Source organism: Acinetobacter lwoffii (genome assembly GCF_024129715.1).
Classification (GTDB): domain Bacteria; phylum Pseudomonadota; class Gammaproteobacteria; order Pseudomonadales; family Moraxellaceae; genus Acinetobacter; species Acinetobacter lwoffii_U.
In genome coordinates this window covers 26034-51090 of the sequence record NZ_JAMXXM010000018.1, presented here as the reverse complement: position 1 = coordinate 51090, position 25057 = coordinate 26034, and the positions used below count along the sequence as shown (strand labels likewise).

General features: G+C 43.1%; 31 protein-coding genes, 3 tRNA genes and 1 pseudogene. 16 read left to right on the top strand and 19 right to left on the bottom strand.

The features are described from left to right. Positions 1–37: 37 nt before the first annotated feature. The 8 genes and pseudogenes from NI462_RS11395 to NI462_RS11360 form a co-directional block, all read right to left on the bottom strand. Complete coding sequence (locus tag NI462_RS11395; RefSeq protein ID WP_253160656.1) at positions 38–853, bottom strand: hypothetical protein; 816 nt, start codon at positions 851–853, stop codon at positions 38–40. Positions 854–969: 116 nt separating this feature from the next. Further along, positions 970–1227 (bottom strand): hypothetical protein, encoded by a 258-nt coding sequence (locus tag NI462_RS11390; RefSeq protein WP_087540182.1) that lies wholly within the window; start codon positions 1225–1227, stop codon positions 970–972. A 3-nt stretch (positions 1228–1230) separates the two neighbouring features. After that, a complete protein-coding gene (locus NI462_RS11385) occupies positions 1231–1404 on the bottom strand; it encodes a hypothetical protein (RefSeq protein ID WP_171488065.1) in 174 nt (57 codons plus the stop codon). Further along, a complete protein-coding gene (locus NI462_RS11380) occupies positions 1404–1613 on the bottom strand; it encodes a hypothetical protein (RefSeq protein WP_253160654.1) in 210 nt (69 codons plus the stop codon). Before NI462_RS11380 ends, NI462_RS11385 begins: the two co-directional genes overlap by 1 nt. Positions 1614–1879: 266 nt before the next feature. Further along, positions 1880–2170 (bottom strand): helix-turn-helix transcriptional regulator, encoded by a 291-nt coding sequence (locus NI462_RS11375; RefSeq protein WP_253160652.1) that lies wholly within the window; start codon positions 2168–2170, stop codon positions 1880–1882. Between the two features lie 111 nt (positions 2171–2281). After that, on the bottom strand, positions 2282–2962 hold the full coding sequence (locus NI462_RS11370) for a hypothetical protein (protein ID WP_253160650.1): 681 nt from the start codon (positions 2960–2962) through the stop codon (positions 2282–2284). 5 nt (positions 2963–2967) lie between these two features. Beyond that, positions 2968–4246 (bottom strand): annotated as a pseudogene (locus NI462_RS11365) (tyrosine-type recombinase/integrase). Positions 4247–4453: 207 nt separating this feature from the next. Further along, positions 4454–4544: transfer RNA gene (locus tag NI462_RS11360), tRNA-Ser, on the bottom strand. Positions 4545–4666: 122 nt separating this feature from the next. Here NI462_RS11360 and NI462_RS11355 point away from each other — a divergent pair. Next, positions 4667–6547, top strand: a complete 1881-nt coding sequence (locus NI462_RS11355) for a potassium transporter Kup (RefSeq protein WP_005105382.1) — start codon at positions 4667–4669, stop codon at positions 6545–6547. An 81-nt stretch (positions 6548–6628) separates the two neighbouring features. Here the strand turns inward: NI462_RS11355 and NI462_RS11350 are convergent, their stop codons facing one another. Beyond that, positions 6629–7282 (bottom strand): hypothetical protein, encoded by a 654-nt coding sequence (locus tag NI462_RS11350; protein WP_004278668.1) that lies wholly within the window; start codon positions 7280–7282, stop codon positions 6629–6631. A gap of 264 nt (positions 7283–7546) precedes the next feature. Here NI462_RS11350 and NI462_RS11345 point away from each other — a divergent pair, with 264 nt between their 5' ends. Together NI462_RS11345 and NI462_RS11340 are read left to right on the top strand one after the other, a co-directional pair. Then, positions 7547–8629 carry a DNA/RNA non-specific endonuclease gene (locus NI462_RS11345; RefSeq protein WP_253160648.1) on the top strand — a complete coding sequence of 361 codons (1083 nt, stop codon included), beginning with the start codon at positions 7547–7549 and terminating at the stop codon, positions 8627–8629. 78 nt (positions 8630–8707) lie between these two features. Continuing rightward, positions 8708–8953: a hypothetical protein gene (locus NI462_RS11340; RefSeq protein ID WP_005105385.1), complete on the top strand. Its 246-nt coding sequence runs from the start codon at positions 8708–8710 to the stop codon at positions 8951–8953. 276 nt (positions 8954–9229) lie between these two features. Here NI462_RS11340 and NI462_RS11335 read toward each other — a convergent pair whose 3' ends face one another. Further along, positions 9230–10240, bottom strand: a complete 1011-nt coding sequence (locus NI462_RS11335; RefSeq protein WP_253160646.1) for an AraC family transcriptional regulator — start codon at positions 10238–10240, stop codon at positions 9230–9232. 108 nt (positions 10241–10348) lie between these two features. Here NI462_RS11335 and NI462_RS11330 point away from each other — a divergent pair, with 108 nt between their 5' ends. Next, on the top strand, positions 10349–11005 hold the full coding sequence (locus NI462_RS11330; RefSeq protein WP_253147801.1) for a sterol desaturase family protein: 657 nt from the start codon (positions 10349–10351) through the stop codon (positions 11003–11005). 285 nt (positions 11006–11290) lie between these two features. On the opposite strand, the gene hisF is transcribed toward NI462_RS11330, so the two are convergent. After that, positions 11291–12049, bottom strand: coding sequence for an imidazole glycerol phosphate synthase subunit HisF (hisF, locus tag NI462_RS11325; protein WP_004647284.1), 759 nt, complete (start codon positions 12047–12049; stop codon positions 11291–11293). Positions 12050–12162: 113 nt separating this feature from the next. Here hisF and NI462_RS11320 point away from each other — a divergent pair, with 113 nt between their 5' ends. From NI462_RS11320 to NI462_RS11310, 3 genes are read left to right on the top strand one after another with little or no spacing between them, the layout of a single operon-like run. After that, positions 12163–13110, top strand: a complete 948-nt coding sequence (locus NI462_RS11320) for a homoserine kinase (RefSeq protein WP_253147800.1) — start codon at positions 12163–12165, stop codon at positions 13108–13110. A 27-nt stretch (positions 13111–13137) separates the two neighbouring features. Further along, a complete protein-coding gene (locus tag NI462_RS11315) occupies positions 13138–13764 on the top strand; it encodes a DUF1294 domain-containing protein (RefSeq protein WP_253160644.1) in 627 nt (208 codons plus the stop codon). Between the two features lie 20 nt (positions 13765–13784). After that, positions 13785–14180 (top strand): DUF4870 family protein, encoded by a 396-nt coding sequence (locus tag NI462_RS11310; protein ID WP_005105397.1) that lies wholly within the window; start codon positions 13785–13787, stop codon positions 14178–14180. Between the two features lie 59 nt (positions 14181–14239). On the opposite strand, the gene NI462_RS11305 is transcribed toward NI462_RS11310, so the two are convergent. The 6 genes from NI462_RS11305 to hisB form a co-directional block, all read right to left on the bottom strand. After that, positions 14240–15169 (bottom strand): DMT family transporter, encoded by a 930-nt coding sequence (locus tag NI462_RS11305; protein WP_253160643.1) that lies wholly within the window; start codon positions 15167–15169, stop codon positions 14240–14242. Positions 15170–15235: 66 nt separating this feature from the next. Further along, entirely contained in the window at positions 15236–15970 is a 735-nt protein-coding gene (hisA, locus tag NI462_RS11300) for a 1-(5-phosphoribosyl)-5-[(5-phosphoribosylamino)methylideneamino]imidazole-4-carboxamide isomerase (protein ID WP_005095189.1), read from the bottom strand. A 316-nt stretch (positions 15971–16286) separates the two neighbouring features. Then, complete coding sequence (locus tag NI462_RS11295) at positions 16287–16946, bottom strand: 3'-5' exonuclease (protein ID WP_253160642.1); 660 nt, start codon at positions 16944–16946, stop codon at positions 16287–16289. 103 nt (positions 16947–17049) lie between these two features. Next, entirely contained in the window at positions 17050–17568 is a 519-nt protein-coding gene (locus tag NI462_RS11290; protein ID WP_253160640.1) for a DUF805 domain-containing protein, read from the bottom strand. 130 nt (positions 17569–17698) lie between these two features. Then, the gene (hisH, locus tag NI462_RS11285) at positions 17699–18316 is read right to left on the bottom strand and encodes an imidazole glycerol phosphate synthase subunit HisH (RefSeq protein ID WP_005250416.1); all 618 of its coding nucleotides are present in this window, start codon (positions 18314–18316) and stop codon (positions 17699–17701) included. Beyond that, positions 18316–18909 (bottom strand): imidazoleglycerol-phosphate dehydratase HisB, encoded by a 594-nt coding sequence (gene hisB / locus NI462_RS11280; RefSeq protein WP_004729244.1) that lies wholly within the window; start codon positions 18907–18909, stop codon positions 18316–18318. Before hisB ends, hisH begins: the two co-directional genes overlap by 1 nt. A 96-nt stretch (positions 18910–19005) precedes the next feature. Between hisB and NI462_RS11275 the strand changes: the two genes are divergently transcribed. The 7 genes from NI462_RS11275 to tehB all read left to right on the top strand — a co-directional run bounded on the left by NI462_RS11275 (position 19006) and on the right by tehB (position 23038). Beyond that, positions 19006–19383 carry a GNAT family N-acetyltransferase gene (locus NI462_RS11275; protein WP_004278652.1) on the top strand — a complete coding sequence of 126 codons (378 nt, stop codon included), beginning with the start codon at positions 19006–19008 and terminating at the stop codon, positions 19381–19383. A gap of 203 nt (positions 19384–19586) precedes the next feature. Then, positions 19587–19662, top strand: a tRNA-Phe gene (locus tag NI462_RS11270). 137 nt (positions 19663–19799) lie between these two features. After that, positions 19800–19875, top strand: a tRNA-Phe gene (locus NI462_RS11265). Positions 19876–20099: 224 nt separating this feature from the next. After that, positions 20100–20597, top strand: a complete 498-nt coding sequence (locus NI462_RS11260; protein WP_180181451.1) for a hypothetical protein — start codon at positions 20100–20102, stop codon at positions 20595–20597. A 226-nt stretch (positions 20598–20823) separates the two neighbouring features. Continuing rightward, a complete protein-coding gene (locus NI462_RS11255) occupies positions 20824–21573 on the top strand; it encodes a hypothetical protein (RefSeq protein WP_253138474.1) in 750 nt (249 codons plus the stop codon). Positions 21574–21682: 109 nt separating this feature from the next. Continuing rightward, on the top strand, positions 21683–21955 hold the full coding sequence (locus tag NI462_RS11250; RefSeq protein ID WP_253160638.1) for a hypothetical protein: 273 nt from the start codon (positions 21683–21685) through the stop codon (positions 21953–21955). A gap of 216 nt (positions 21956–22171) precedes the next feature. Further along, positions 22172–23038 carry an SAM-dependent methyltransferase TehB gene (gene tehB, locus NI462_RS11245; protein ID WP_253160636.1) on the top strand — a complete coding sequence of 289 codons (867 nt, stop codon included), beginning with the start codon at positions 22172–22174 and terminating at the stop codon, positions 23036–23038. Positions 23039–23136: 98 nt separating this feature from the next. Here the strand turns inward: tehB and NI462_RS11240 are convergent, their stop codons facing one another. Continuing rightward, positions 23137–23517 (bottom strand): hypothetical protein, encoded by a 381-nt coding sequence (locus NI462_RS11240; protein ID WP_253160634.1) that lies wholly within the window; start codon positions 23515–23517, stop codon positions 23137–23139. 176 nt (positions 23518–23693) lie between these two features. Between NI462_RS11240 and NI462_RS11235 the strand changes: the two genes are divergently transcribed. Both NI462_RS11235 and NI462_RS11230 read left to right on the top strand, forming a co-directional pair. Beyond that, positions 23694–24158, top strand: a complete 465-nt coding sequence (locus tag NI462_RS11235; RefSeq protein WP_253160632.1) for a hypothetical protein — start codon at positions 23694–23696, stop codon at positions 24156–24158. Beyond that, on the top strand, positions 24149–24484 hold the full coding sequence (locus NI462_RS11230; RefSeq protein ID WP_224217029.1) for a hypothetical protein: 336 nt from the start codon (positions 24149–24151) through the stop codon (positions 24482–24484). The genes NI462_RS11235 and NI462_RS11230 overlap by 10 nt, the downstream gene beginning before the upstream one ends. A gap of 19 nt (positions 24485–24503) precedes the next feature. Here the strand turns inward: NI462_RS11230 and NI462_RS11225 are convergent, their stop codons facing one another. Continuing rightward, entirely contained in the window at positions 24504–25007 is a 504-nt protein-coding gene (locus NI462_RS11225) for a glycine-rich domain-containing protein (RefSeq protein ID WP_005108093.1), read from the bottom strand. Between the last annotated feature and the right edge of the window lie 50 nt (positions 25008–25057).

The window sequence follows — 25057 nt, the reverse complement described above, 5'->3', positions numbered from 1 at the left end:
GATTTGATAAGCTTGCACGAAATTACCAGTCTATGATTTACATTGCTTGCATATTTATTTGGTGTAAAGCCAAATGAGGACACGCCCTAATATCCGCTTTTACATATTTGTAAATTCTAAAGTTGTTCGCCGTTGATTTGTATCGAAGAGATTTATGCAAAGCAGATAGTAAGCCTCTATTGTTCGCATTATAGAAATCTAGCGAAAGCTCAATATTGCGGATCTTCATTCTGAAAATTTCTGCACCGTATTGTTTCTCAAGTAGATCAGCAATCATCAGCAAGTCGGCTTTACTTTTGATGTCGTGAAGACGGACGGTAAAGATTAAGCCATCTTGATTGATATCACTCTCATCATGTTTCACATAATGCTTTTTCCCTGTCTTCATAGTTAGAAAGCTTTTAATATAGCTTCGGGCATTAGGCTTATGTGCGAAACTACAACGGCTTGGATCTACTTCAAAAGAAAGATCAAGCCAATCGATAACGGCTTTGATTTGGATTGGCTTAAAATGAATTGAATAACCGTTTTCCTGAAGCTCAGTATTTTTAAAGTCCATGTGTTTTTCAAAACTATAGCTAGAAATGCTGCTGTAAATTTCAGCTTCAATGGTTTCCGCAACATCAGCATTGATTTCTAAACGCCGTTGGTAAGCATCTAAGAAAGTATGAAGTTCGGTCGTTCCTGTTCTTTCTGAAAATGTTAAAGGTCTTCCTGATGAGTTCTGAAGCATATCCATCACAAGAAAGTTAAATAGCTTATCACCCTCGATATTGATTGCTCGTTCATCGCATGTTGCCATTGCTTCATAGAAGGATTCAAAGAGAATATTGCAGTATTGGTCTTGATTCATAGTTATTCCATGTTGCTCAACGGCGTATCTTTGAGCCGAGGAGACTTATTTGTAGCGGATCAGATGGAAAAGGGGATGCTTAGCATCCCCTTTGTTATTGGTTTGTTTGACAGGGCTTAGCTGACTTTCAATTGTTTTTGGAATTCATCGGTAACTTGTTTGGGATGAATATAGATACCAGTACTGATTTCTAGGTAATAAGCAATCATTTCACTTAAGGTCATGATGTCTTTAGCGTTGCTGAGATCATATTCATGAGTGATTTGAGCAATGGTATTTGTGACTTCAGAGCTAATAAGTGTATCTAGTACATCGACCGCAAGGGCTGTAGAGCCATCTTTCATGATGACTTCTGTTTTACTTAATGAACTCATGCTTTAACGTCCTGTTGTAACGAAGTAATTTTCAATGGCTGTATTAATCAGTACAGCCTCCTGACCCTGAAAAATTAAAAAGTAGGTTGTAGAAGCTGTGGATTCATATTTGTGAAGAATCTCATTGTCTTCTAACAATTCAGCCGACTGCTCATGAGAAATAATAGAAGACAGCATTAGATAATTTCTCCGTTATCTACTGGATGGTCTTCTACATCGGTAATATGATATTGACCGCTCTCAAGTCCCTGTTGAAAGTGATATTCAATGAAGTAGTGAACTGCATGCTTAATTCCATGTACTGTAGTGAGATCAAATAAGCTTTGACCCTCATTCAGTAATGAGTTCAGTGTGTTTTGAACCAATGTATCTTTGAGCTGAGTCATTGTTTGTGTCATTTTTTCCATGTTGTATGTTCCTTGTTTGGCTCATTTGGTTTTGTTGAAATGAGCATTTACGAAAGCTGTAAGAACAGCAGTTGAGTATCGTCTCTCGCCGTTGATGACTTTGACATTGAGTTTGTATCCATCTTGATGTCGGTACTGAGAGGGATTAATCATCAGATACCTATACCAAGCCTTTTGAGAGCGTAGAGGTAGCCATTGGGCTAAAAACCTTGCGGCTTCCCAAGTTGTAAAAAATTCGTTTTGCATTACTGTTTTGATTCAAGCCATTCAATTAGGTCAGCAGTACGCCATGCGCTAACACGCTCGCTCAAGCGTACAGGTGCGGGCATCTCGCCTTTACGGACTAAGTCATAGATGGTCGAGCGACCAAAAGGAAGTAAGCCTTCATTTGCAGGTCGAGCTTTAATCGTTCGCGTTGTACCGTCTTTAGATTTGTAAATTCGAGCTTTATGTTCGGCGGTCGTGGCAAGTTCTGAAATTCGCCAGAATTCACGTTGTAGTAAACGCTGATTAGTATGTTTAATACAGGCAGACATGGTATTTCTCCGTAACAGTTGAGAGTATCTCGTTGTGTTACGAAGATTAAAAAAATGAAGGGTAACAAGCATCCCAATTAGGATTAATAGAATCCTAATTGGGATAATGAATTATTTTTTTGTTTGGATTAGATGGTTCTCTACAGCATTGTTTGCTTGAGCAAAGACATTCTTAACTGTTTTATCTCGTAATCTAAGCTTTTCTAAATCAACAGCTTTTGCCATTAAATCATAAAGACTATTTTGAGATAGATCACCATATCGTTCAGATTTATCCAAGCCTACAAGAATGCTACCTATGATCCTTAATAGTTTTGTGTTTTCTAACTTAATTGATCGATCACTTTGAGCATCCTGTAAACTTTCGGCATTGAAAAGACTTTCAAAATTTTGTTTTTCAATCAAAAAATCGAAACTATTGTATAACTGAGCATAAAATTCAATATCCAAAAAATCTAGGTCTGTTGGTAGATTTCTTAAGAGTGTGTAAGTTTCATCATTGATAGTTACATAGCTAATAGTAATAGGCTTCCCTTGAAGTAGTGAAACCACATCTTGATTGGTAATGTCATCTAAAGGTTCAACAAGTCCACGGAAAGGTTTAACAGAATCAACATAGTAGCCTTTGATTAAATTGGTATTTGAATCGATAGAGTTTCTTACGATAAAACCGCTATGCTTTAAATAAATTTTGATCTCTTTTGATGAATAAGCATCAATGAAATCATTCATATCAAATGATTTATGATTGGTGAGCCTTTGCTGTACGTCTTTAAAGGTTAAATATTTCATTTAGATTAAGCCGCGCTATATTGAGTAAATTTGATTAAGTTTCCGTCATTTGCAGGTTTAAATACTGATACGTCTCCACCTTGACGTAAAGTATCCAAATAGTCAGCCCACAACTGCATCAGCTCACGTCTACGGCGTAAAAACTTAGTACGGTTGTAAGCAGTACCATTGGGATCACGTACCGTATGAGCTAATTGATGCTCAATAATATCTACTCGATATTCAAGCTCTTCACCTAAGATTGTGCGCGCCGTTGCTCGGAAGCCATGCGCCGTGTGTTTACCTTTATAGCCCAGTCTATTGAGTGCTTGACGAATCGTATCCTCACTCATGCTTTCATGAGATGACTTCACACTAGGAAAGACAAATTCTGAAGTTGTCCGCATATCTTCAAGCTGTTTCAAAATGTCAAAAGCCTGACGAGAGAGGGGAACAATATGTTCTTGGTGAGTTTTGGATGCACGAAAGCAAAGACGCTGATTCTCAAAATCGACGTGCTCCCACAGCAATTCACGGATCTCATTAGGACGTTGATAGATATATGCTGAAAGCTTCAATGCAAGCTCTGTTCTTAATCGTGCACGAGGACTCTCCGCATGATATCGCCAAATCTTTTGGAGCAGTGTTTTAAGCTCTGATTCGCTTACTACGGCGTTATGATTACCTTTAATAGGCTTAAGGTAGGGTGATGTCATAAGCTGGGTTATACGTGATCAGACGGCGTTTAAATGGAAGCTTTAAAACCATGCCCATAATAGATTTGACACGGCGAGCAGACTCAAGAGCACCACGCTCTACAAGGCTATTCGTTACATCACGCTCAAGTTGTTCGACACTTAAATCAGTCACAGGTAATTTGCCAATAAACGGCAAAATATCACGGTTGAGTTTACGGATTGTTTCTCGGTCTATTTTGCCTTCAAGCTCACGAATCTTGAGCCACTCAAGGGCAAACTTTTCAAAGGTATTCTCAAGCTTCGCTCTTAGTTCATCTCGATGGTGATTACGTTCCTCTGCGGGATCAATACCATCGGCAAGCATACGCTTTACTTCATCACGTTTTAGACGTGCTTTCTCTAGGGTGACTTCATCATAGACACCCAAAGCTAAGGTATTTCGTTTTTGACTGATTGGACGGCGGTAATCTAAACGCCAATATTTTGAGCCGTTCTTATGAATGAAAAGATATAGTCCACCACCATCAGCATGCTTATTACTGCTTTCAGGATCGTAAGCTAGATTCTTAACGGTTTTAGCTGTCAGTTTGTTGGATTGCTTAGCCAATTTTTAACCTCATTTGACGGTATAAATTTCAGGAAAAAACGAAACTCCCCTCATTAATAGTCGTTTTTAATGAGATACCGTCAAAAGTACCGACAACTATGTCGGGATACTACTGGACTGCGCCGTAGTGTACAGGCGTAAAAAAAGGCTTAAACCCTTTAGATTTAAGCCTTTCGCACTACGGTACAGTCCCGTAGAAATCAAATTTGGCGGTGAGAGAGGGATTCGAACCCTCGAAACGCTATAAACGTTTACACACTTTCCAGGCGTGCTCCTTCAGCCACTCGGACACCTCACCATAGGCCGAGGATAATAGCGAAAAAAACCAGCTGTGCCAAGCTGAAACAATTGATTTGCAGAAAAACTTTTAATGCGGTGCTATGATTCGCAAAAATGCTTGTTAAAAAACGAAGACAATATATGCAAAGCACTGCACAAAAGGCAGCTCTCCCAGTGATTACACTGGCTGCGCTTGGGGTCGTTTTCGGAGATATTGGTACCAGTCCGCTCTATGCACTGCGCCAATGCTTCCTCACCGCACACCTCGCCATTAGCGAAGCTTCTGTACTCGGCATCCTGTCCCTGATTTTCTGGTGCATGATGCTTACCATCAGCTTTAAATACGTCATGGTGATCATGCGTGCCGATAACAACGGCGAAGGCGGGATCATGTCACTACTGGCATTAAACCTGCGTACCACACGAATCTCTGATCAAAAGAAAATATTCCTGATCGCTTTGGGTTTTGTCGGCGCATCGCTATTTTTCGGTGACGGGATTATTACCCCGGCAATCTCCGTGCTCTCAGCCATTGAAGGCCTGAGTATTGCCACGCCCATTTTCAATCAGTGGCTGGTGCCTTTATCCATCGGGATTTTGGCCGGACTGTTTATGGTACAGCGACACGGCACAGCCACGATGGGCAAGTTTTTTGGACCTTTAACCATGCTCTGGTTTTTGTCGATTGGCGGTTTTGGTTTGTGGAGCATCATCCAGACCCCGTTTGTACTGTGGATGGTGAATCCCTACTGGGCCTATCATTTTGTGGTCGATCAGCCCTATGTGGCTTTTCTGACCATGGGGGCGGTGATTCTGACCATGACTGGGGGTGAAGCGATTTATGCCGATATGGGGCATTTTGGCCGTCTGCCGATTCGTCTGGCCTGGTTCATTATTGTCTTGCCATGTTTATTGCTGAATTATGCCGGGCAAGGCGCCTTGTTACTGCGTAGTCCTGAAGCACTGGCGAATCCTTTTTATATGCTGCTGCCCGACTGGGCCTTATTTCCGATGATTGGACTGGCGACTGCAGCGGCGGTGATTGCCTCACAGGCGGTCATTACTGGGGTATTTTCTATGGTCAATCAAGCCATTCAATTGCGTTATTTGCCGCGCCTGTCAGTCAAGCATACCTCTGCATTGGAGCGTGGCCAGATTTATCTGCCTTTCATTAACTGGATGTTGTTTATCTCGGTGCTGATCCTGATTTTACTGTTTGAAAATAGTGCCAATCTGGCCAGTGCTTATGGCGTTGCGGTGACCATGACCATGCTCTGCGGCACCATTTTGATCTCGATTCTGGCCTATGGCTTCTGGCGTTGGCCGGTCTGGAAAGTAGCGTTATTTGCTGTACCATTCCTGGCACTGGATTTAGTCTTTGTGGCCTCAACGTCCTTGAAAATCGCTTCGGGTGGCTGGGTGCCAATTCTGATTGGTGCGGTACTGTTTACGATTCTCATGACCTGGAAAGACGGGCGTGCGTTGGTACTGAACCGGCTGGAACAGGATGCCTTGCCGATTGATCTGTTTATTAAAAGTATTTCGATGGGGGAAGGCACCAAGTTTGTGCCAGGCGATGCCATTTTCCTGACCGGTACACCAAATATTGTTCCGCATGCCATGTTGCATAATATTAAGCACAATAAGGTCTTGCATGAACGCAATATCATGTTGACGGTGATTACCCGGGATATTCCTTTTGTTGACAGGCAGGACCGGATTGAACTGGAAAAACTGAGTGAGCATTTTTACCGGGTGTTTATCTATTATGGTTTTAAGGATCAGCCGAATATTCCGGAAGCTTTACAACAGGCCTATGAGCAATGGGATTTTGAATATGACCTGATGCAGATCAGTTTCTTTATTTCACGTGAACGGATTATGCATACTGTGGGTGAGGGCATGGCACCGTGGCGGGAAAAGCTGTTTATTTCTATGCAGCGCAATACCAGTCCGGTCAGTGATTTCTATCAAATTCCACCCAACCGTGTGGTCGAGCTGGGCACCCAGATTCAGATGTAAATAAAATAAAAAGCATAAAAAAAAACCAGAGGCACACTCTGGTTTTTTTATGAGAGAAACAATAAATAAATGAGTTTCAGATTATTGTTCGAGTTCTACCGCAGCCGGCACTTCAGGTGCAGCATTCAAAGGTTCTTCCATCAGTACTGGCTCTGCATCAGATTGAGCTGCAATTTCAGTTTGTTCATTGCTCACATCTGCTTCAGTCACAGCCGCTTGTTGCTGTGCTTCAGGCATCGGTTGTTCTGAAGCAATAGCTGCTTGCTGTTGCTCTTCAGACATTGCTGGTACAGCTGCTTGTTGTTCTTCCAGTGTTGGTTGTTGTTGAGGCGTCGTCATAGACGTGCTGGCTTCTACTTCTGATTCAGTGGCTGGTTCAACCAGATTGGCCGGCACCTCTGCTTCATTCATACCTGGTTCTGTGACAGGTGGTTGAGGAGAAACAGTACCTGAATTTGGTGCCTGAGTCATTGCTGGATCATTGGGCATTGGTGCCTGTGTGTTTGGCATGGCTGGTTGCGGTGCTGCTGCACGCGGATCGACCAGACGAATCTGACCAGAGTTCACCAAGCTTTCTAAAGAGGCTTCCTGACCATTCACCTTGGTACTAATTTTAGCTTTAGACAAGCTTTCAAGTGTTTCACCTGGTTGAACCGGTGGCTCAGCAAATGCAGCTACGCTGATCACACTTGTGAATAATCCTAAACCTAATGCTTTAGAGAGTTTGGAATTCATGATTGACACCATTGCTAATAATTGTACGAATTGAGATAGGCCGTTAGCTTTACACACTCAATCTACTGAGCCAAACAAAGCTACGCAAACACCGAGAAACCTCATTTAAAAAGAAATAAAATTAGACAGTTTGTTACAACTGCCCGGGATTTTGGATACTTATTGTTTATTTAGTAAACGAATGGTAGAGCCAAGATATACTTCACTTATACAGCTTGTTAAGCTCGGTCAAAATCTGTATTGATCTAAAAAGTACGTGTAAGAATGGCCAAGAAGCAGCGTAAACCCAAGAACTCTTTTTTTCAGTTTTTAAATGATAATAGTATTAAAGTCATTCTGGGCGTGGTGGCTTCGAGTAGCTTCGCCATCGCTTTTGGCCAGGAAAAAATCAGTCAGTGGGTGTCGCTATCCTCCTCCAGTTATTCTGCCTGTCTGAATCAGTTTTATCGGGATGTGCCACCATATTTGATAAAAGACAGTCTGAAAAAAGACAGCTATTCACTGTGTTTTAATGGCTTTAATGTTGGTTATTCCGGGGTATCTAAAACGCCGCTCTGGGTGGCGGAAGCCTTAACGCCAGCACGCTTAAGCCAGAAAATTCCCCGTGAAGATAATTTTCATGAAGAAGATCGGGTCAGTGCGAAGCATCGTGCCACATTGGCGGATTATCGCGGTTCAGGTTATGACCGCGGTCATATGGCGCCGAATGCGGATATGCCTAACAAGGCTGCGCAGTCTGACAGTTTTTCATTGGCCAATATGGTGCCGCAAGCGCCCAAGAATAATCAGCAAGTCTGGCGTGAGCTGGAAGAAGCCACTCGTGCCATTGTGACCAAGCAGAAACAGGATGTTTATGTGGTAACCGGGCCGGTCTTTGCCGGGAAGAAGCTGAAAACCATTGGCAATGGCGTGATTGTGCCAACCGCGGTCTATAAGGCGGTTTATATGCCGAAAACCGGTGCTATTGGTGCTTACTATGCACCGAATGACAATTCACTGAAAGTGCGTATTGTCAGTGTCTGCTATCTGGAAGAACAGCTTGGAATTAACCTGTTCCCGCAGCTTACCGAAGAACAGAAACGCAATACCTATAAGCTGCCACTGACTGGAAATGCCGTAAAAGCCAACCAGAAAATTGAATACTCTAATTGGGATGCAGAAAGTCAGTGTGCCGAAGAGGTTTCTGAAGAAAACCTGCAGGCATTACAACGCGAGTTTAAGTCTTCCGGTTCAAGCAGTTCGGCCTCCTCTGCGACTGGCGGTGCGATAGACAATGCAACGCAAGATGCCATTGTGAAACAGCTGATTGATGCCTTGTTGCAATATATTTTGCACCTGTTGAAATAAGCTTGCTGAAAAAACCGGGATTCGGGTAGCATCGACATCAGACGTTCATTGAAAATAACAAAGACAGGTGAAGAGGATATGTTTAAAGCATTTGAAAATGGCAGCGAATCCCATGCCATTCATGATCTGACTTTGGAAAATGATCTGGACTGCGTCAGCCTGTATGGCAACTTGCAAATCACCAAGGATCAGCAGGGACTGAAAGTGGCCAAAGCCTTGCAGGCTTTTCTGAATGATGTGGTACAACAACTGGAAAACACGCAGGACTTGCCAGAAAAAATTCAGCGTGATGATCTGGATGAAATTGAAAATCCATTTTTATAAGCATTTTTAAGCGCGATGATCTGCATGCTCCATGTGAAACATGCAGAAAAATGGTATTTGGAAATCCTGGCTTTTTAGAGGGTTTTTATTAAAAAGCCTAATTTTCTGCTCCCACAATATCTCCAAACACTAGCAAGAACGTGCCGAGCAATTCGGGAAGATATTTATCCATATTCTAAGTCCTTATTTTTATATTTATTATTAGGTCATAGGGACAAGGGATTTAAATTATCAACGTTGCTTGAAGCCCGTATATTAAACCAACATGCTGGTGGTTTAAGCGGCTGACATATTCTGTTGGCGCCACTGCTGCGGCGTCAGTTGAGTCCATTGCTTAAAGGCGCGCTGAAAAGCACTCTGTTCAGAATAACCGAGTAACATGGCGGTTTCCTGCAAGCTCAAGTGCGGATCTTTCAGATATTGCATGGCCATCATGCAGCGGATTTCCTGCATACGTTGCTGATAGGTTTTGCCCTGTTTTTGCAAATGGCGTTGTAACTGACGCACGGAAAAATTCATCTGCTCGGCAATATGCTCGATTTGGAACAGGTTTTTTTGCAGGCCAATCAGAATCGCCTGTTGCAGCTGTTGATCTACCAGAGTGGAGTGCGGAAATTTTTCTAAGAGTGCTTTGGCCTGCTGCATCAGCAGTTTCTGCAAGGTCTGGTCGCCCTGTTTTAGCGGTCTGGACAGTTCACTGACATGCATCAATACCTGATTTCTGGCTTGAGAAAAGCGGACTTTACAGCCGAAATACTGCTCATAGAGTGCAATATTTTTAGGCATTACATGCTGGAAATGAACTTCATATAACTGAACCCCGTGCGGGTTCTGAACATTGGCTTTTACGAATTCCGTCATTAGCGCAATCGCGATTTCATCGGTCAGTTGGGTATTCAGATGAAAGGGAACTTCAACCCAGCCAATCGACAGATAATCGCCTTGCCATTGCAGCTGAAGTGGGCCGCCATCATAAATCAGACGATGATAATCATGATAGCGCATAAAGGCTTCACCCAAGGTCTCACTTGAGAGTGCCAGATAGCCAATAATACCGAGGTGTTTAGCTTCAACCAGTTGGGCGATTTCCAAGCCTAAAGCCGGTCGTTGCAGCTGTTGATCAAGTGTCGTTAATAGATCACGCCACAAGGCGAAATCAAAGCGTTCCAGATTTTGAATGGCCAATAATTTCTCAGGGACTTCAAGCTGTTTCAACTGATAATAGTCCAAAAGTAAATGTCCTAAACCACCGTATACTGAACCTACGTAGTTTTTTAGAACCAGCATTTTTAATTCTTTTATTTTGTCGTATTTTGTCAATCATATTGAATATTTTGGTCAATATCTAGTCTTTTATTTAGCCTATATTAAAAATAGACCAAGAGGTAAAAGATTATGTGGAAAGGTTTTCTGGCAGGACTTGTCGTCGCAAATGGATTTGAATGGTTTGCACATAAATATGTATTGCATGGTGTTCACCAGCCGGGACAGAGCCGTTATAGTCCGGTACCCGAGAGTATGCGCTCACATTGGGAGCATCACCGGATTGTGCGAAAAACGGAATTTTCCGATTTCGGCTATGTAGAAGGATTGGACAACTGGCGTACCCGCAATGAAATTGCCTCACTGGCAGTCGTTGCGACCGTCTTTGGACTCAGTTTTTATCCCTTCTCCAAAGGCATGTCACTGGCCGCCCTGTATAGTGCAGGCAACTATTATTATTTACATCGCCGGGCTCATCTGGAACCGGAATGGGCCAAAAAGAAATTACCCTGGCATTATGATCATCATATGAATAGTAATCAGGATGCCAACTGGTGCGTCACCAAGCCCTGGTTTGATTATCTGCTTGGTACCCGTGTGATTTCCTCGGCAGATTTGCAGGAACAGAATCCTTTAGGTTTGAGCTTGCCTGCACCGATCTCGAAAAAATTGAACCGCTGGGCAGAGCAATATTTTCCAGTTAAATCGGCCGATGCTTCCACTAAAATGACGAAAAATACTGCAAAAAATACGGTAATGAAGCAGTTAAATACACAGGTTATGAAGTAAAACAGGGCTTTGTCGTGATTTGTCAATAAAATACGATTGTATTGTCAATATTGTCCTGTGGATTTCACTTATAGTTGCTCACGTCGGTGAGCAAAGCCTTATACTGATGATGTTTCTGGGGGGATGAGTTCTTTTGAATACCAAATGCTGTAGTCTTATCTTGGTTTTATAAGGAGTCGAAAGACTCCTTTTTTTTGTCCCGTATTTGCTGTGTTGTTTTATTTAAGGCATAAAAAAAGAGTGTTTATAAAAACACTCTTTAATTAAATCATCATCTAAAACGGCTTAAAGGCGCATTTCAATACCTTGGGCTGCCATATAGGCTTTGGCTTCCGGAATGGTGTGCTGGCCAAAATGGAAAATTGAAGCTGCCAGTACTGCATCAGCACCCCCATGAATAATGCCGTCCGCCAAATGCTGTAAATTACCCACACCACCAGAAGCAATCGTCGGTACCGTGACGCGGTCATTGATGGCACGCATCAGGGCAATGTCGTAACCGGCTTTGGTGCCATCGGCATCCATCGAAGTAATCAGTAATTCACCTGCGCCGAAGTCAGCCATTTTCACAGCCCATTCAATCGCATCAATCCCGGTTTCTTTACGGCCACCGTGGGTGAAAATTTCCCATTTGTGGTCGCCAGTTTTTTTGGCATCAATTGCAACAACGATACACTGTGCGCCAAAGCGTTGAGACGCTTCCTGCACAAACTCGGGATTATAAATCGCAGCCGAGTTGATGCTGACTTTGTCTGCACCGGCATTGAGTAATAGACGGATATCTTCGACTTTACGTACACCGCCACCGACAGTCAGAGGTACAAAAACCGATTCAGCCATGCGTTCTACTGTGCGGTAAGTCGTGTCGCGTCCATGATGTGTAGCGGTAATATCAAGGAAAGTAATTTCATCGGCACCTTGTTCATTATAACGGCGCGCCACTTCGACCGGGTCACCCGCATCACGAATATCAAGGAACTGGACACCCTTGACCACGCGGCCGTTATCCACGTCCAGACAAGGAATAATACGTTTAGCTAGCATAAATTTTTCCAATTATTACAGCCGATTATGAAACTCACCCACGCAAGCGCTACACCTTGGCAGATGGAAACGGTATTCTAGCAAAATTATGTAAGTTTTTTCGCAGGTTTTCTATGTCGGTTTATACCACTTTGACTTTAAAGGAAGTTCAGGATTTTGCAGCGCCTTATGGTTTAAAGGCGATTGATCTGATTCCCATTCAAGGCGGTATTCAAAATACCAACTACTTTTTAGTCTGCGAAGATCAGCAATATGTACTGACCGTATTTGAAGATATGGATGAACAGGCAGCAGGCGAACTGGTTCCGGTTCTGGAACATCTGGGTCAGGCCGGGTTGGCCGTTCCTGTGCCTTTGTCGCATTCAGGCAAGGCCATTCACCGCATTAAAGATAAACCGGCACAGATTGCACCGCGCCTGATGGGTGAGCATCCGATGCCATCTACCGTCGCACAAGTTGAAGCGATTGCAGTGGCTCAGGCAAAAATGCATGTGGCTCTCAAAGACTTTAAACTGCAACGTAATTTCGTGCGTGATCATGCGTATTGGCTAGCCGTTTCTCAAGAGATCAAACCGAGCTTGAGTCCGGCAGATAAAGTCTTGCTCGGCAAATTATTAGGTTTATATGAGGCGTTGACGGCGGTATATCCAGACCGTCCACGCGGTTTCATTCATTCAGATCTGTTCCGTGACAATACCTTATTTGAAGGCGATCAGCTGAATGGTATTCTGGATTTTTATGAGCTAAATAAAGATGAATGGCTGTTTGATATTGCTATTACGTTAAATGACTTCTGTACCGAATATCCTGACGTGGTCTTAAATGAAGAAAAAGCGATTGCCTTTTTAAATGCCTATGAAACGATTCGTCCTTTAACCAGTGATGAACGCGCCTGTCTGGAATTGTATCTGGCTATGGCGGCAGGACGGTTCTGGATGATGCGTCTGCAGGTAGCACAGCGTAATGCAGCATTAGGCCGTACTGGCGAAGATATTTTGCAAAAAAATCCGGATGAAATGCGTAATATGCTGATTGAACGCTTAAAATTCGTCACCGCTTAAACAATCAAATCAAAAGGGGTAGGGGATATGCGCGATCAGGGACGTTTGGTGGAATGGTTTGATGATCAGGGCTATGGTTTTATCCAGCCCAGTGATCCAGCTAAAGATCGCGTATTTCTGCATATCAAGGACTTTGCCAAGCCTGGCCCACGTCCAATCGTGGGCTGTGCGCTGGATTATCTGGTCATTCTGGATGAACGCGGCCGTTATCGCGCGCAACAAGTGATGTACCTGAAAGCATCTCAAGCCAAAAGTCTGCAAGCAAAATTTAAACCGTCCAAGTCACAGCAGACACAGAAATTACAGCCGATGCAAATTGCCTGTGTGCTCTATATTCTTTTTCTGGTGGCTTTAACCTTGGGCGGTTTACTCAGTGGATTAGTGTTGTTGCTGGTCAGTCTGATGAATGCGCTCAGTTACTGGCTTTATGCCCAAGATAAGGAAGCGGCACAGCTGGGTAATCGCCGTATTCCGGAAAATACCCTGCATCTGGTGGCCTTCTTGGGCGGCTGGCCGGCAGCTTGGCTGGCACAGCAGAAATTACGGCATAAAACACAAAAACAACCTTTTCGGCAGATATATTTTTGTACCATAGCCTTTAACATCATTTTGATTCTATGGCTGATTTCCCCGTTGAATAGTTTAAATATCTAGGGGAAGTACTAGGAGGGGACGTGAACTATTCCATTGATAAAGACTCAAACCGCACACTGACTTTTGCACTGTACATTTTATATATTGTGGCCATTTTTAGTGCTGGCCTGCTGGCTGTCGTGGCGTTGATCATTAACTATGTGAAACGGCGCGATGTGCGCGGTTCCATCTTTGAAAGCCATTTTACCTGGCAGATCCGCAGTTTCTGGTGGTATCTGTTCTGGAATATCGTCGCCTTTATTCCATTTTTCTTTTTGTTCTTTACCGGCGAAGATCCTGACCTGTTTGCAGGGGTCGCATTTGGTGCATCCGCTTTCTGTTTAGTGGTGGTGGTTTTGGCCTGGATCTGGATTGTGTATCGGGCAATTCGCGGCATCATGCGCTTAAATGACAATAGACCGATGTATAGCAAATAATTTTAGCCGTATTTCCTTAGAGAAAAAAATCCCCCTTTTTTAAGGGGGATTTAGCGGAATTAAGAAAGATCTTGCTTTAATTCTTCTGTGGGTTCTTTTCTTAAAAACTTCGGTTTCCATTCACTGGCAATCACGCCTAGCACCACCATCAATCCACCGACTAGCGCGAGTGCAGGTAGCCGTTCTCCGGCCAGACGGCCAAACAGGGCTGCCCATACCGGTTCACCTGCATAGATAATCGCTGCTTGCGAAGGATCCACCATGCGCTGAGCCCAGTTCATCACCAGTTGGATCAAGGCACTGGCAATGCCTAAACCGACTAAAATTCCTGCCAGATGCCAGTGAAATCCAGGTAACTGAGATTCACCTAAAACAGGTGCGATCATGAAGCAGAACAGGGATGCAAAAATCAGTTGCAGCACCGTGACCCGGCGTACATTCACCTGCTCGGCGAAATGGCTGATAAAAATAATCTCCAGTGCAATCGCGATGGAACCGAGCAACGTCAGGGTTTGCCCGAAACTGAGCTGAATTGCAGCAAAGCCATTGCCTGTCAAAAACACCAGACCGATAAAGGCAAACAGCACTCCGATCCAGGTCATGACATGCGGTTTTTTACGGAACATGAGCCAGAGCAGGATCGGAACCAGTGGAACATATAAGGCGGTTAAAAAAGCCGACTCACTGCTGCTAATGGTCTGCAAGCCCACAGTTTGGGTGCCGTAACCGATGGCGATCATGATCCCAATCACTGCGCCAGCGAACACCTCTTTCAGGTTCATGCCTTTTAGCGACTTCAGTGAAATCAGGGTGACGGCAAGCGCTGCCGCAGCAAAACGCAGGCCGACAAACATAATCGGACTACTAAAATTTAGCCCGTATTGCACAGTAATAAAACTGCCACCCCAGATAATGGTGATCAGGATCAAGGCGAGTTGCGGCGCTTTCACCATCCAGCCGGAATGATTTTTGGAAATAAGGGTAGACATGCTAGGAGATCAGAAAATTAAAAAAATAAAAAAGAGGTCCGAAGACCTCTTTTACAGCAAGCTTAATTATAGCGCTTGTTGCTCATCTAGCAACAACTGTGCTTCACGCAAGCTTAATGTACCTTCGTAAATCGCACGACCGGTAATTGCGCCCAAAATACCCGGTTGGTCTTTCAGGTTACGTACATCATCCAGATTGGTCACACCACCAGATGCAATCACAGGCAAACCTGAGTATTGTGCCAGATTCACGGTTTGCTCAATATTCACACCCTGCATCATGCCATCACGTGCGATGTCCGTATAGACAATGCTTGACACGCCAGCATCGGCAAAACGTTTCGCCAAGTCAGTGGCTTTAACATCAGTCACATTGGCCCAGCCATCTGTTGCCACCATGCCATTCATGGCATCAATCCCAACAATAATGTGGCCAGCAAATTTTTGACATGCTTCTTCAACAAATTCAGGATCCTGAACTGCTTTGGTGCCAATAATCACAAAAGAAACACCGGCTTGCAGATAATGCTCGATGGTTTCCAGAGAACGGATACCACCACCAATCTGGATCGGCAAATCAGGCTGAGATCGGACAATGGCTTCAACCACTGGCTTATGGATTGGCGTACCTGCGAAAGCACCGTTTAAATCTACTAAATGCAAGCGGCGAGCGCCTTCATTTACCCAATGCTGTGCTGTTGCGACCGGATCGTCTGAAAATACGGTATCGTCTTCCATACGACCTTGTTTTAAACGGACACATTTGCCATCTTTCAGGTCAATTGCAGGGATGATCAGCATGCTTTCGCTCCTTGCTTAATCTTTAGAATGAATTTGAGTGTATTCATCTTAGCAAATAAAGTCGAAATTTCTAACTCTTAAACGGTATGAATAAAGAAAACCTGTCCATAGATAGGTAGCAGTGAGGTAATTTATTTTGCTCGTTTTAATGATTTTAATGATCCGTCTCTTGAATGGAGATCAGATTTTCCATAACGGATCGTGTACTGAGCTGGTCGATAACCGAAGCTGTAAGACCTGTTAAAGTCACAGCTCTCTCATCGACCGCACTCATCACAGCTTTTTATACGTAAATCAAGTCGCTATGACGAAGCACTTAAGCCGTCGATGAAGGGCGGATTCTCAATTTCAGTGACGTATTTGGAATCTCTTTGGGTAATAAATCCCGACGTAGTAATTCTTCAAATACCAGCACGGGCGCGTAGGCATCTGCGGCTGCATAATCAATCTGTGCCGGGCTGAGCTTCTTGCTGGCCCAGTTCGAGGTGCTAATCCGTTTGGATTTAGGGAAATTCAACTGAAACAACAACGCCATGGCATTTTTTAATCCGACTGGATTGTTTAAACCAAAAGCTTTAAAACATTTGGACAGTTCAATCACACTATTCAGCTCAATTCCTTTTTTACGGAACAGGTGCGCATCATTTTTCAGGCCAAAACCGACCTTGATCTGCTCGCGACTGGCAAAAATCGGCGCGAGAAATGTCCAGATGGCTGGGTTCATTTGAAATAAATAGGCTTTGTCTAAAGTCGCCAGCTGAATCAGATGTGGCCCAGTGGAGACTTCACCGGCTTTAAAGGTGGGCTTGGATTCAGAATCGAAACCCAGGACTGCATGGCTTTTTAGCTCCTGTGCAAGGGCATGACACTGTTCCAGACGATTAATCACCTGAATCTGTTGCATCGGAAGATTTTGAAATACAGGAAAGGCCTGAATTTGTTCTTTGCTTGGTAAAGTGTCCAGCCGCTGTTCCATACGCATTAATCATGAAATGAATGCGTTCAGCTTAATCATTTTTCCAGCTCTAGGCAAAAATAAAGCCCATGGAGAATGGGCTTTATGCAAAATTTAAACAGGATTAATCAGTGTGATAGCTACTCTGTTCCATCTGCGCCTGTTGAGCACGTTCAACATAATTCTGATAAGCAGGGACAGCAAAGGCTGCCAAAATAACCGCGAGTACCAGGTACAGTACCACCAAAAGCGTTTCCCAGCCACGTGTGGTGCGTGGAGGGCCATATTCATTACTTTCATTATGACCTGGCGCCAATAACAGGTAAAGTGTAAAGACAAGGTTCACGACCGGCACAAAGATCAGTAAAGAAAGCCAGCCATTATGATTACGGTCATGTAAACGACGAATTAAAAAAATCACGCTAAAATAAATCGCAACGCCGTAGATCAAAACCAACATCACCATTAAAGGCATAGACATTTTACCATCTAAAGTCTCTGGACTCATTCCAGGCAAAATGAAAGCAGCAATGATCCCGATGATCATAAAGCAGAAACCAAGCAGCATATTCCATGCGATATAAGAACGTCGCCCAAAACGTCCTGATGCATTCCATCCCGAATCCTGAATTGTATTACTCATTATTTTTCCTTTGTTTTCATTAGATTTTTTATAAGCAAGTCTATGATAAAGGGATTTTTTATAAATGAAAAGTGTAAAAAATAATCAAAAAAAAGCCCGCAATCTGCGAGCTTTTTAGGCGAACGGAAAATCAGATTTTCCAGTCCACAAAGTTTTTCAATAACTGCAAACCGGCGGTATGGCTCTTTTCCGGATGGAACTGGGTCGCAAACAGGTTTTCTTTATGAATTGCGGTACAGAACTCAATGCCATAGGTACAAGTAGCTGCTACCAGGTCTGAATCTTGTGGTTCTACATAGTAACTGTGCACAAAGTAAAAACGCGCATCCTGTTCGATATTGTTCCACATCGGATGGTCGGGATCGGCCTGATGCACCTGGTTCCAGCCCATATGCGGCACTTTTAAGCCCGCCATTTCTGGAAAATGCTTAACCGCACCTTCGAAAATACCCAGTGCATCGGTACCACCATTCTCTTCAGAATGTTGCATCAAGGCTTGCATACCCACACAAATGGCCAATACCGGCTTGTTAAATACGGCGTTGCGTACCACTTCATCAATCCCGGCTTCGTGCATACCTTGCATGCAGTCACGCATCGCACCTACGCCCGGAAAGACAATCTTGTCTGCTTGCGCAATCAGTTTAGGATCATTGGTCACATCTACCGTGGCACCGACATGTTCTAATGCTTTTGCCGCAGAGTGCAAATTTCCCATGCCATAATCAAGAAGGGCAATACGGGTCATTACAGTGTACCTTTGGTTGAAGCTACCGTATTGGCAGCACGTGGATCCACTTCACAGGCCATACGCAGCGCACGCGCAAATGCTTTAAATACGCTTTCGATCTGGTGATGGCTGTTTTTGCCTTTCAGGTTGTCGATATGCACCGTCATCAAAGAATGGTTTACAAAGCCCTGGAAAAATTCAGAGAACAGGTCCACATCAAAACGGCCGATCATGGCACGGGTAAATGGAATATCCATAAACAGGCCCGGACGACCAGACAGATCCACCACGACACGGCTTAAAGATTCATCAAGTGGCGCATAGAAATGGCCATAGCGTTTCAAACCTTTTTTATCGCCCAGTGCTTGCGCGAAAGCCTGACCTAACGTAATACCGCAGTCTTCTACGGTATGATGGTCGTCGATTTCCAGATCGCCATCACAATGAATATCAATATCAAACAGGCCATGACGCTTGATTTGATCAATCATATGATCTAAAAAGGGGATACCCGTGTTTAAGGTGCCTTGACCAGTACCGTCGAGATTCAAACGAACTCGAATTTTGGTTTCGTTGGTATTTCTTACCACTTCACTGATACGATCTGTCATAGACACGTTCCTCAAATACGTCAAAATGATTGATGTAGAAAATATTTTCGCCGTGACGAAGTCACCGCATATTAGATTGCTCAGGAGGGTTTATCAATGCCTATCACCGTACATGCTTATACTTCTTTAGAAAATGACGAAGTGCGCAGCCAGCTTGAGCGACTGTATGACACGAGCCCTGAATTTAGTGACGGGGCAGATGCCATGGAACAACTAGAGCAAAACCTTGCACAGTATACCTCAGTTTATAGCGCAGAATTTAATAGCAAAATTATTGGGGCAATCTGGTGCACCGGACAGGGTGAAAGCCGGATTCTGGAAAATATCGTGGTACATCCGGCCAACCGTGGTCGTGGCGTTGCAGAAAGGCTGGTGAGCGAAGTTTGCCGCATGGAAGAAGAAAAAGGCGTGAAAAACTTTGTGCCGGGCTGTGGGGCCATTCATCGTTGTCTGGCCAATCTGGAAAAAATCTGAAAATCGATCAACCATAAGCGGCCGTTAGGCTGCTTTTTTATGTAAATAAGCGCTTAAATCTGTTTTATTGCTGAGGTCTTTGGTAAACACTGTTCGATTTATGACTCAAATTGACGCGAGTTGATGGAAAAGTAAACATTTGAAGAAAATTATTCTCTCTGCTCTTGACGATTTACAACTGAAACTGTTTAATACGCGACATCGGCGTGATAGCTCAGTAGGTAGAGCAACGGATTGAAAATCCGTGTGTCCCCAGTTCGATCCTGGGTCTCGCCACCATATTTTAAAACGATTTCAAAGTTTTCAATCCCTGATCCCATCAGGGATTTTTTTTAGGCCAAAAATCAGCCACTCAAATATTTTTTTCATAATTTTGATTGACTAATGAGGCTAGATACGGCTTAATACACCGCATCGGCGTGATAGCTCAGTAGGTAGAGCAACGGATTGAAAATCCGTGTGTCCCCAGTTCGATCCTGGGTCTCGCCACCATATTCAAAAAATCCTCAAACTTGGTTTGGGGATTTTTTTTGCCTGCACCAAAGCCAGATCAACATTATTCTTTTCTATTTTTCAGTTGTTTCAACTTCTTCTTTTTCGACGTTTCCTGCTTTTTTCTTCCTGATTGACCGTTTATCAAACTTAACAATAGACACGGGCATTATTTGTAAGATTTAGCTTTGACGCTTTCCCTTTTCCAAACGAGGGTGAAAATGATGAATCTCCTAACACCAATTAAACTCGGCTTTCTTACGGCCTGTACTGCTTTTAGCCTACCGATATTAAGCCATGCTGCGCCTGCTGCTGATTCTGTAGTCTTACCGACTCTGACCGTCATGGCGGAACCGGAACTGCGCGCCGTGACTGAAAAAATGTTGCCTTATCAGGAACAGAACAGCCAGCGCAAAGCCCTGCAAATGCGCCTGATGAAAATTGAACGTGAAATTCAGGCCTATAGCGTGGATGGTGATGTGGTCGCGAATATTGATGTGATGCGTGCACCTGCCGACCCTGATCTGGATAGCCTGCCTGTGGTGTTCCGTGAATATGTATTGGCTATCGCACAGGGCTTGCAGTCTTCAGACCCAAGAAATGGGGTATATGTACTGCTGCAACCTTTTGGAATTAACCGCGATGCCACCAATGTGAATATTGTTCGGGAACAATTCGATCCGAACCGGCTGAATCTGAGCCTGCCATTTAATTCCCCATAATGTGCGCCTGTCGGTCTAGATAATTTTGTTTAACAAGCTTATTCAAGCTGTCATGCAACGAGATCGACAAAATAGTGTTCTGGGAAAGGGTGGCTTTGTGAGAGGAGCAATTTCTGTCTAAGCTAGACATATTATTGGAAAAATCAAATGCCTTGAATTGTGTTTAAAAAATAAGCATAGTGGATGTAAATCAACAAGATCTGACTGACAGAGCTGGAGCGTATACATGCCGCGTGTTTTTATGATTGTAGCCGCTGTGACACTGGCAATTTTTATTGGGCTGTTTTATCAGAATTCGGTTCAGCAAAAACATCAGGCCGAGCTGCTCGAATATGAAACCGTGCTCGAAGAAAAAACCGAGAGCATTGCGCAGCAGGCACAGGACTGGTCTAAACCGATTCAGATTGAACTTGAAGATGACCGTCTGGATGGTGACTATGCCATCATGGCTGAGTTTATGCTGGGGCAATTGCGCGACAGTGCCGAGGAACGCAATCAGTATCTACGCGACTTAAAAGCCGCCAACTGGCAGAATTTTCTGAATATCGACCGCTTGGCCAAGGATCAGGCACAAGGCTATAAAGAAACTGAAGCCATGCTCAAGCAAGTCCATCAGATTGTGAACAGCTATCAGCAGAAAATCCAGCAGCGCGATGCCGAGCTGATCGACAAGGCACAACAACTGGATATTAAAAACCGTTATCGCCAGCAACTGAGCCTGACCCTGAAAGACAGTCAGCAAAATAGTAATGCACATGTCATTTTTGAAATTGAAAAACAGACGCTGGCCAAGGCTGATGCCTTATTTGCAGTACTGAAAAAGCATAAATGGCAAAAGAAAAATAACACCTTTATGTTCTATGACGATAAAGCCGTGCAAGAGTTTAATGCGCTGTATAAAGAAATGCTGCACCTGAATAAACAGACGGAACGAGTGGCGAGCGCCAACCAGAAAGCGGTTGAAAACAAGTTGTAACCTGACTTAGATGACAGGATTGCCATAGGACTGTCATCTGCTGTTCAAACTCGCTTGCTAAATTGAAGGGGTCGCACAGATCACGACATAACATTTAAGCAGGTGAGTCATGCAAACAATTCAGGTTTTTGCTGATATTCAGCAGGTGTACGGTGAGTTTGTCGCAAATAAAACAGATCCAAAATTACAAAGGATGAATAACGGGGACAAGAACCGGTTGTTCTTGAATCAATATTTCACGCTGATCGAGGACTGGCACTATACCGAACAGATTGTGATTCAGTTCAATCAGCAGTATTTCAGTCTGGATCTGGGGAGCGCACCGGATTTTATGGATCAGGATAAATACATCAACTGGCTAAAGTCGGAACTGCTGCATTAATCAAGTCGCCATATTCCTCATTGATATAGAACCGAGCTGTCTCAAGAGAGGCAGCTTTTTTATTTTGATAGAAAACTGGTATTGATCTTGCTGTTGCATCGGCACAGCGCAAACAGGCGCTGATTCCAATTCCGATTTGAACAGGCTATGCTGAATTAATTACCGCCGCCAAAAGAATGACAGGCGGAGCATGGATGATATGGAGGGCAAAAATTTATGCAACAGTTGAGATGTTATAAGGAACTTCCAGTCTGGAACCAGCAGAGTATTCCTCAGGGCTTCAAGAATCAGCACAATACCAAAGCGGGTACCTGGGCGAAACTGACAGTATTAAAAGGTGAGCTGCGTTTTGCCATGCTGGAAGAATCTGGTGCGGTGCAATCAGAGCATGTGTTTACACCAGAGCAGCAACCGCCATTTATTGAGCCTGAGGCCTGGCACAAAATTGTTTCTGCCAGTGAAGATGTCGAATGTCAGCTGCGTTTTTACTGCCAGCCTGTGGATTACTTCATCAAGAAATATCAGTTAAATCCTACCCATTCTGAAGTACTGGCAGCGATGCCCTATTTAAAAGGTGGCCGTGCGCTGGATGTCGGCTGTGGTACAGGGCGTAATGCGCTTTATTTGAGTCAGAACGGCTTTAATGTCGATGCCTGGGATGTTAACGAGAACAGTTTGCAGACTTTAAGACAGATCGTGCAGACCGAGCAGATTGATCATGTGCAGGTACAGCGCCGCGACCTTAACACGGATACCAGCATTGCAGGCCAATATGACTTTATCTACTGTACTGTAGTGATGATGTTCCTTGAGGCGAAAACCATTCCACCGCTCATTGCACAGATGCAGCAGGCGACCGTGCCAGGTGGCTATAACCTGATTGTTTGTGCCATGCATACGCCAGATATTCCGGCACAAGCCGATTTTCCATTTGCTTTTCAGCCGGGGGAGTTGCGAGGGTATTATGAGGGCTGGAATATTGTGAAATACAATGAAGATATCGGTGAGCTGTATCGTGTCGATGCACAGGGTCAGCGGATTAAACAGCACTTTGCCACCATGCTGGCGCAGAAGGTTGAATAGAAGATTGAGGATTTTTTTAAATTCTTGAGCTTAAATGAGATTACATAAAACAAAAAAAAGATGTCAGACTGACATCTTTTTTTATGCTTTTAAAAAGCTTAAGCCGCTTTTTTAAACCAAGAGAACCAGCCTTTTTTCTCGGCTTTTACTTCTGCTTTTTCAGCAGCCGCGTCTTTGGTTTCTACTGCTTCAGTTTTCGCAGCTTCAATGTGTTGTTCTGCTGTGGCTTGAGCTGTTTCCACTTGAGTGGTCGCTTCTGTTTTTACTACTTCAGCTTTAGTTTCAGCCGCTTGTTGAGTTGCAGCAACAGTCGCTTGAGTCGCTTCAACTTTCGCTTGTACAGGTGCAGCAGTTTCTTTAGCAACAGTTTGGGTTGTTTTGGTTGCAACAGTTGCTGGCGCAACTTGAGCTTCAGTTGCCATTGCAGATGCAGAAGTCGCTACGATTGCAGTCGCGATCATTGTTTTAAGCATGTTCATATAAACCCTTTTAAGGAAATAGGAAAAAAGAGGCTTGATCATACATTTATAAAATTTAAGTGATTCATAAATATGGTTTTATTGGTTGATTATTCAACTGAAATTACAAAGGAATAACATTTCATCTAGTTAAGAATTATAATTGTTTAAAACAAATAATTATTTTAGAGATTGTAGTGGGTCAACTTCAAACAAATGGATATATTACTTGCTCATCTTGTAATACAGTAAATAAGCTTCATGAGATTGGTGAACAAGGTCTTTATCATTGTGGAACTTGTAAAAATCCATTAATTTTTATTAATAAAGAAAAGCCTAAACCTGGTTTACTGAAAACTTTAATTATCGCAGGTATGATCGGGATTGCTGGTGGCGTAAGTATAAATCAGATTAAGGATGCTCTCAGACCAACTGAAATTAATTATTCCAAAATACAAACAAATTGGACAGGCACACAAGTTAGGCAGTTTGATTTCAATTGTAAGGCTAATTTGGCATTAGAGAAGAAAAAGTGGGATGCTGAGCGTATTGATAAAACATGTACATGTTTTACTACTTATGTTGTTGAAAATACAAAATATCCATTGTGGGGTAAATTAGATACTGAAGTGGTTGAAGCAGGTATAAAAGAATGCACGTAGTTAGTACAGAAGTAGTTCAATTAAACTTAAATACGAATTTGGGTAAATTTTTAAACTTGATTAATGAAGTTTATGCAGGAAACTTAAAAGCTTTCAGTGATGCTTTTTCTGATACAGATGCTTCTTTTTATGAGCGGTTAAAAAAAGATATTCAAAGAGCAAAGCAAGGGTCATTAACCGTTAAGAAAGAAGATGCATTGAAAAAATATATTTTTTTCCTTGAATATAAGCAGTGGGAAAAGAACGCAGATACAAAATTTTTTAAGAAATTGGATCTACAATTAGATACAGCAGTTGAAGCACTATGTAAGGCAACTGGGCAGTAATCTGCCCAGTTAATTGGAATTATTTACAAGCACCTGGTACTCGACATGCACAGCTCGAAGGAGCATGGCAGGCATGATCATCTCCACAGCGTGCTTCTATTGTAAAATCAGGATATGGACCAAACCACAACTCATAAAGTTCCTTAGTACGTTCGAAGGTGTTTTTTAAATTTTGTTGATCTACTTCATCATTGATTCCAAAATATGGATAGTGGTGCAGATAAGCTCCAAAAATTTTTAAGCAATCCATGTGGTAATTTCGAGTATCTAAAATGTGAGCATGCCAAAACTCATCAACAAGTTTATTAGGTACTAGCGTTTCTTTTGGATAGAAATATTTTAACGCTAGAAAACGTTTATATTCTTGCTCTGCAAATTCGCAAACTTGTTTTGACATGGTGGCTTCATTACCTGATGTTAATTTAAATTTTAATTTACTGAAATTTAAACTCTCAATCGAGGTCGGCATATTTGATCTTGCTAGAGTAGCTGTATGGTTAAAGTCTATTGCTAAATTTCCCATTTCTTTTTCCTTAGTAGGTTTATAGCGTTGTTGCTATGTAGGAAATATTG

What these genes read in the sequence shown, in the direction of transcription:
- NI462_RS11395 (WP_253160656.1), bottom strand. Translation starts at nt 853, where the DNA reads ATGAATCAAGACCAATACTGCAATATTCTCTTTGAATCCTTCTATGAA.
- NI462_RS11390 (WP_087540182.1), bottom strand. Translation starts at nt 1,227, where the DNA reads ATGAGTTCATTAAGTAAAACAGAAGTCATCATGAAAGATGGCTCTACA.
- NI462_RS11385 (WP_171488065.1), bottom strand. Translation starts at nt 1,404, where the DNA reads ATGCTGTCTTCTATTATTTCTCATGAGCAGTCGGCTGAATTGTTAGAA.
- NI462_RS11380 (WP_253160654.1), bottom strand. Translation starts at nt 1,613, where the DNA reads ATGACTCAGCTCAAAGATACATTGGTTCAAAACACACTGAACTCATTA.
- NI462_RS11375 (WP_253160652.1), bottom strand. Translation starts at nt 2,170, where the DNA reads ATGTCTGCCTGTATTAAACATACTAATCAGCGTTTACTACAACGTGAA.
- NI462_RS11370 (WP_253160650.1), bottom strand. Translation starts at nt 2,962, where the DNA reads ATGAAATATTTAACCTTTAAAGACGTACAGCAAAGGCTCACCAATCAT.
- NI462_RS11355 (WP_005105382.1), top strand. Translation starts at nt 4,667, where the DNA reads ATGCAAAGCACTGCACAAAAGGCAGCTCTCCCAGTGATTACACTGGCT.
- NI462_RS11350 (WP_004278668.1), bottom strand. Translation starts at nt 7,282, where the DNA reads ATGAATTCCAAACTCTCTAAAGCATTAGGTTTAGGATTATTCACAAGT.
- NI462_RS11345 (WP_253160648.1), top strand. Translation starts at nt 7,547, where the DNA reads ATGGCCAAGAAGCAGCGTAAACCCAAGAACTCTTTTTTTCAGTTTTTA.
- NI462_RS11340 (WP_005105385.1), top strand. Translation starts at nt 8,708, where the DNA reads ATGTTTAAAGCATTTGAAAATGGCAGCGAATCCCATGCCATTCATGAT.
- NI462_RS11335 (WP_253160646.1), bottom strand. Translation starts at nt 10,240, where the DNA reads ATGCTGGTTCTAAAAAACTACGTAGGTTCAGTATACGGTGGTTTAGGA.
- NI462_RS11330 (WP_253147801.1), top strand. Translation starts at nt 10,349, where the DNA reads ATGTGGAAAGGTTTTCTGGCAGGACTTGTCGTCGCAAATGGATTTGAA.
- hisF (WP_004647284.1), bottom strand. Translation starts at nt 12,049, where the DNA reads ATGCTAGCTAAACGTATTATTCCTTGTCTGGACGTGGATAACGGCCGC.
- NI462_RS11320 (WP_253147800.1), top strand. Translation starts at nt 12,163, where the DNA reads ATGTCGGTTTATACCACTTTGACTTTAAAGGAAGTTCAGGATTTTGCA.
- NI462_RS11315 (WP_253160644.1), top strand. Translation starts at nt 13,138, where the DNA reads ATGCGCGATCAGGGACGTTTGGTGGAATGGTTTGATGATCAGGGCTAT.
- NI462_RS11305 (WP_253160643.1), bottom strand. Translation starts at nt 15,169, where the DNA reads ATGTCTACCCTTATTTCCAAAAATCATTCCGGCTGGATGGTGAAAGCG.
- hisA (WP_005095189.1), bottom strand. Translation starts at nt 15,970, where the DNA reads ATGCTGATCATCCCTGCAATTGACCTGAAAGATGGCAAATGTGTCCGT.
- NI462_RS11295 (WP_253160642.1), bottom strand. Translation starts at nt 16,946, where the DNA reads ATGGAACAGCGGCTGGACACTTTACCAAGCAAAGAACAAATTCAGGCC.
- NI462_RS11290 (WP_253160640.1), bottom strand. Translation starts at nt 17,568, where the DNA reads ATGAGTAATACAATTCAGGATTCGGGATGGAATGCATCAGGACGTTTT.
- hisH (WP_005250416.1), bottom strand. Translation starts at nt 18,316, where the DNA reads ATGACCCGTATTGCCCTTCTTGATTATGGCATGGGAAATTTGCACTCT.
- hisB (WP_004729244.1), bottom strand. Translation starts at nt 18,909, where the DNA reads ATGACAGATCGTATCAGTGAAGTGGTAAGAAATACCAACGAAACCAAA.
- NI462_RS11275 (WP_004278652.1), top strand. Translation starts at nt 19,006, where the DNA reads ATGCCTATCACCGTACATGCTTATACTTCTTTAGAAAATGACGAAGTG.
- NI462_RS11260 (WP_180181451.1), top strand. Translation starts at nt 20,100, where the DNA reads ATGAATCTCCTAACACCAATTAAACTCGGCTTTCTTACGGCCTGTACT.
- NI462_RS11255 (WP_253138474.1), top strand. Translation starts at nt 20,824, where the DNA reads ATGCCGCGTGTTTTTATGATTGTAGCCGCTGTGACACTGGCAATTTTT.
- NI462_RS11250 (WP_253160638.1), top strand. Translation starts at nt 21,683, where the DNA reads ATGCAAACAATTCAGGTTTTTGCTGATATTCAGCAGGTGTACGGTGAG.
- tehB (WP_253160636.1), top strand. Translation starts at nt 22,172, where the DNA reads ATGCAACAGTTGAGATGTTATAAGGAACTTCCAGTCTGGAACCAGCAG.
- NI462_RS11240 (WP_253160634.1), bottom strand. Translation starts at nt 23,517, where the DNA reads ATGAACATGCTTAAAACAATGATCGCGACTGCAATCGTAGCGACTTCT.
- NI462_RS11230 (WP_224217029.1), top strand. Translation starts at nt 24,149, where the DNA reads ATGCACGTAGTTAGTACAGAAGTAGTTCAATTAAACTTAAATACGAAT.
- NI462_RS11225 (WP_005108093.1), bottom strand. Translation starts at nt 25,007, where the DNA reads ATGGGAAATTTAGCAATAGACTTTAACCATACAGCTACTCTAGCAAGA.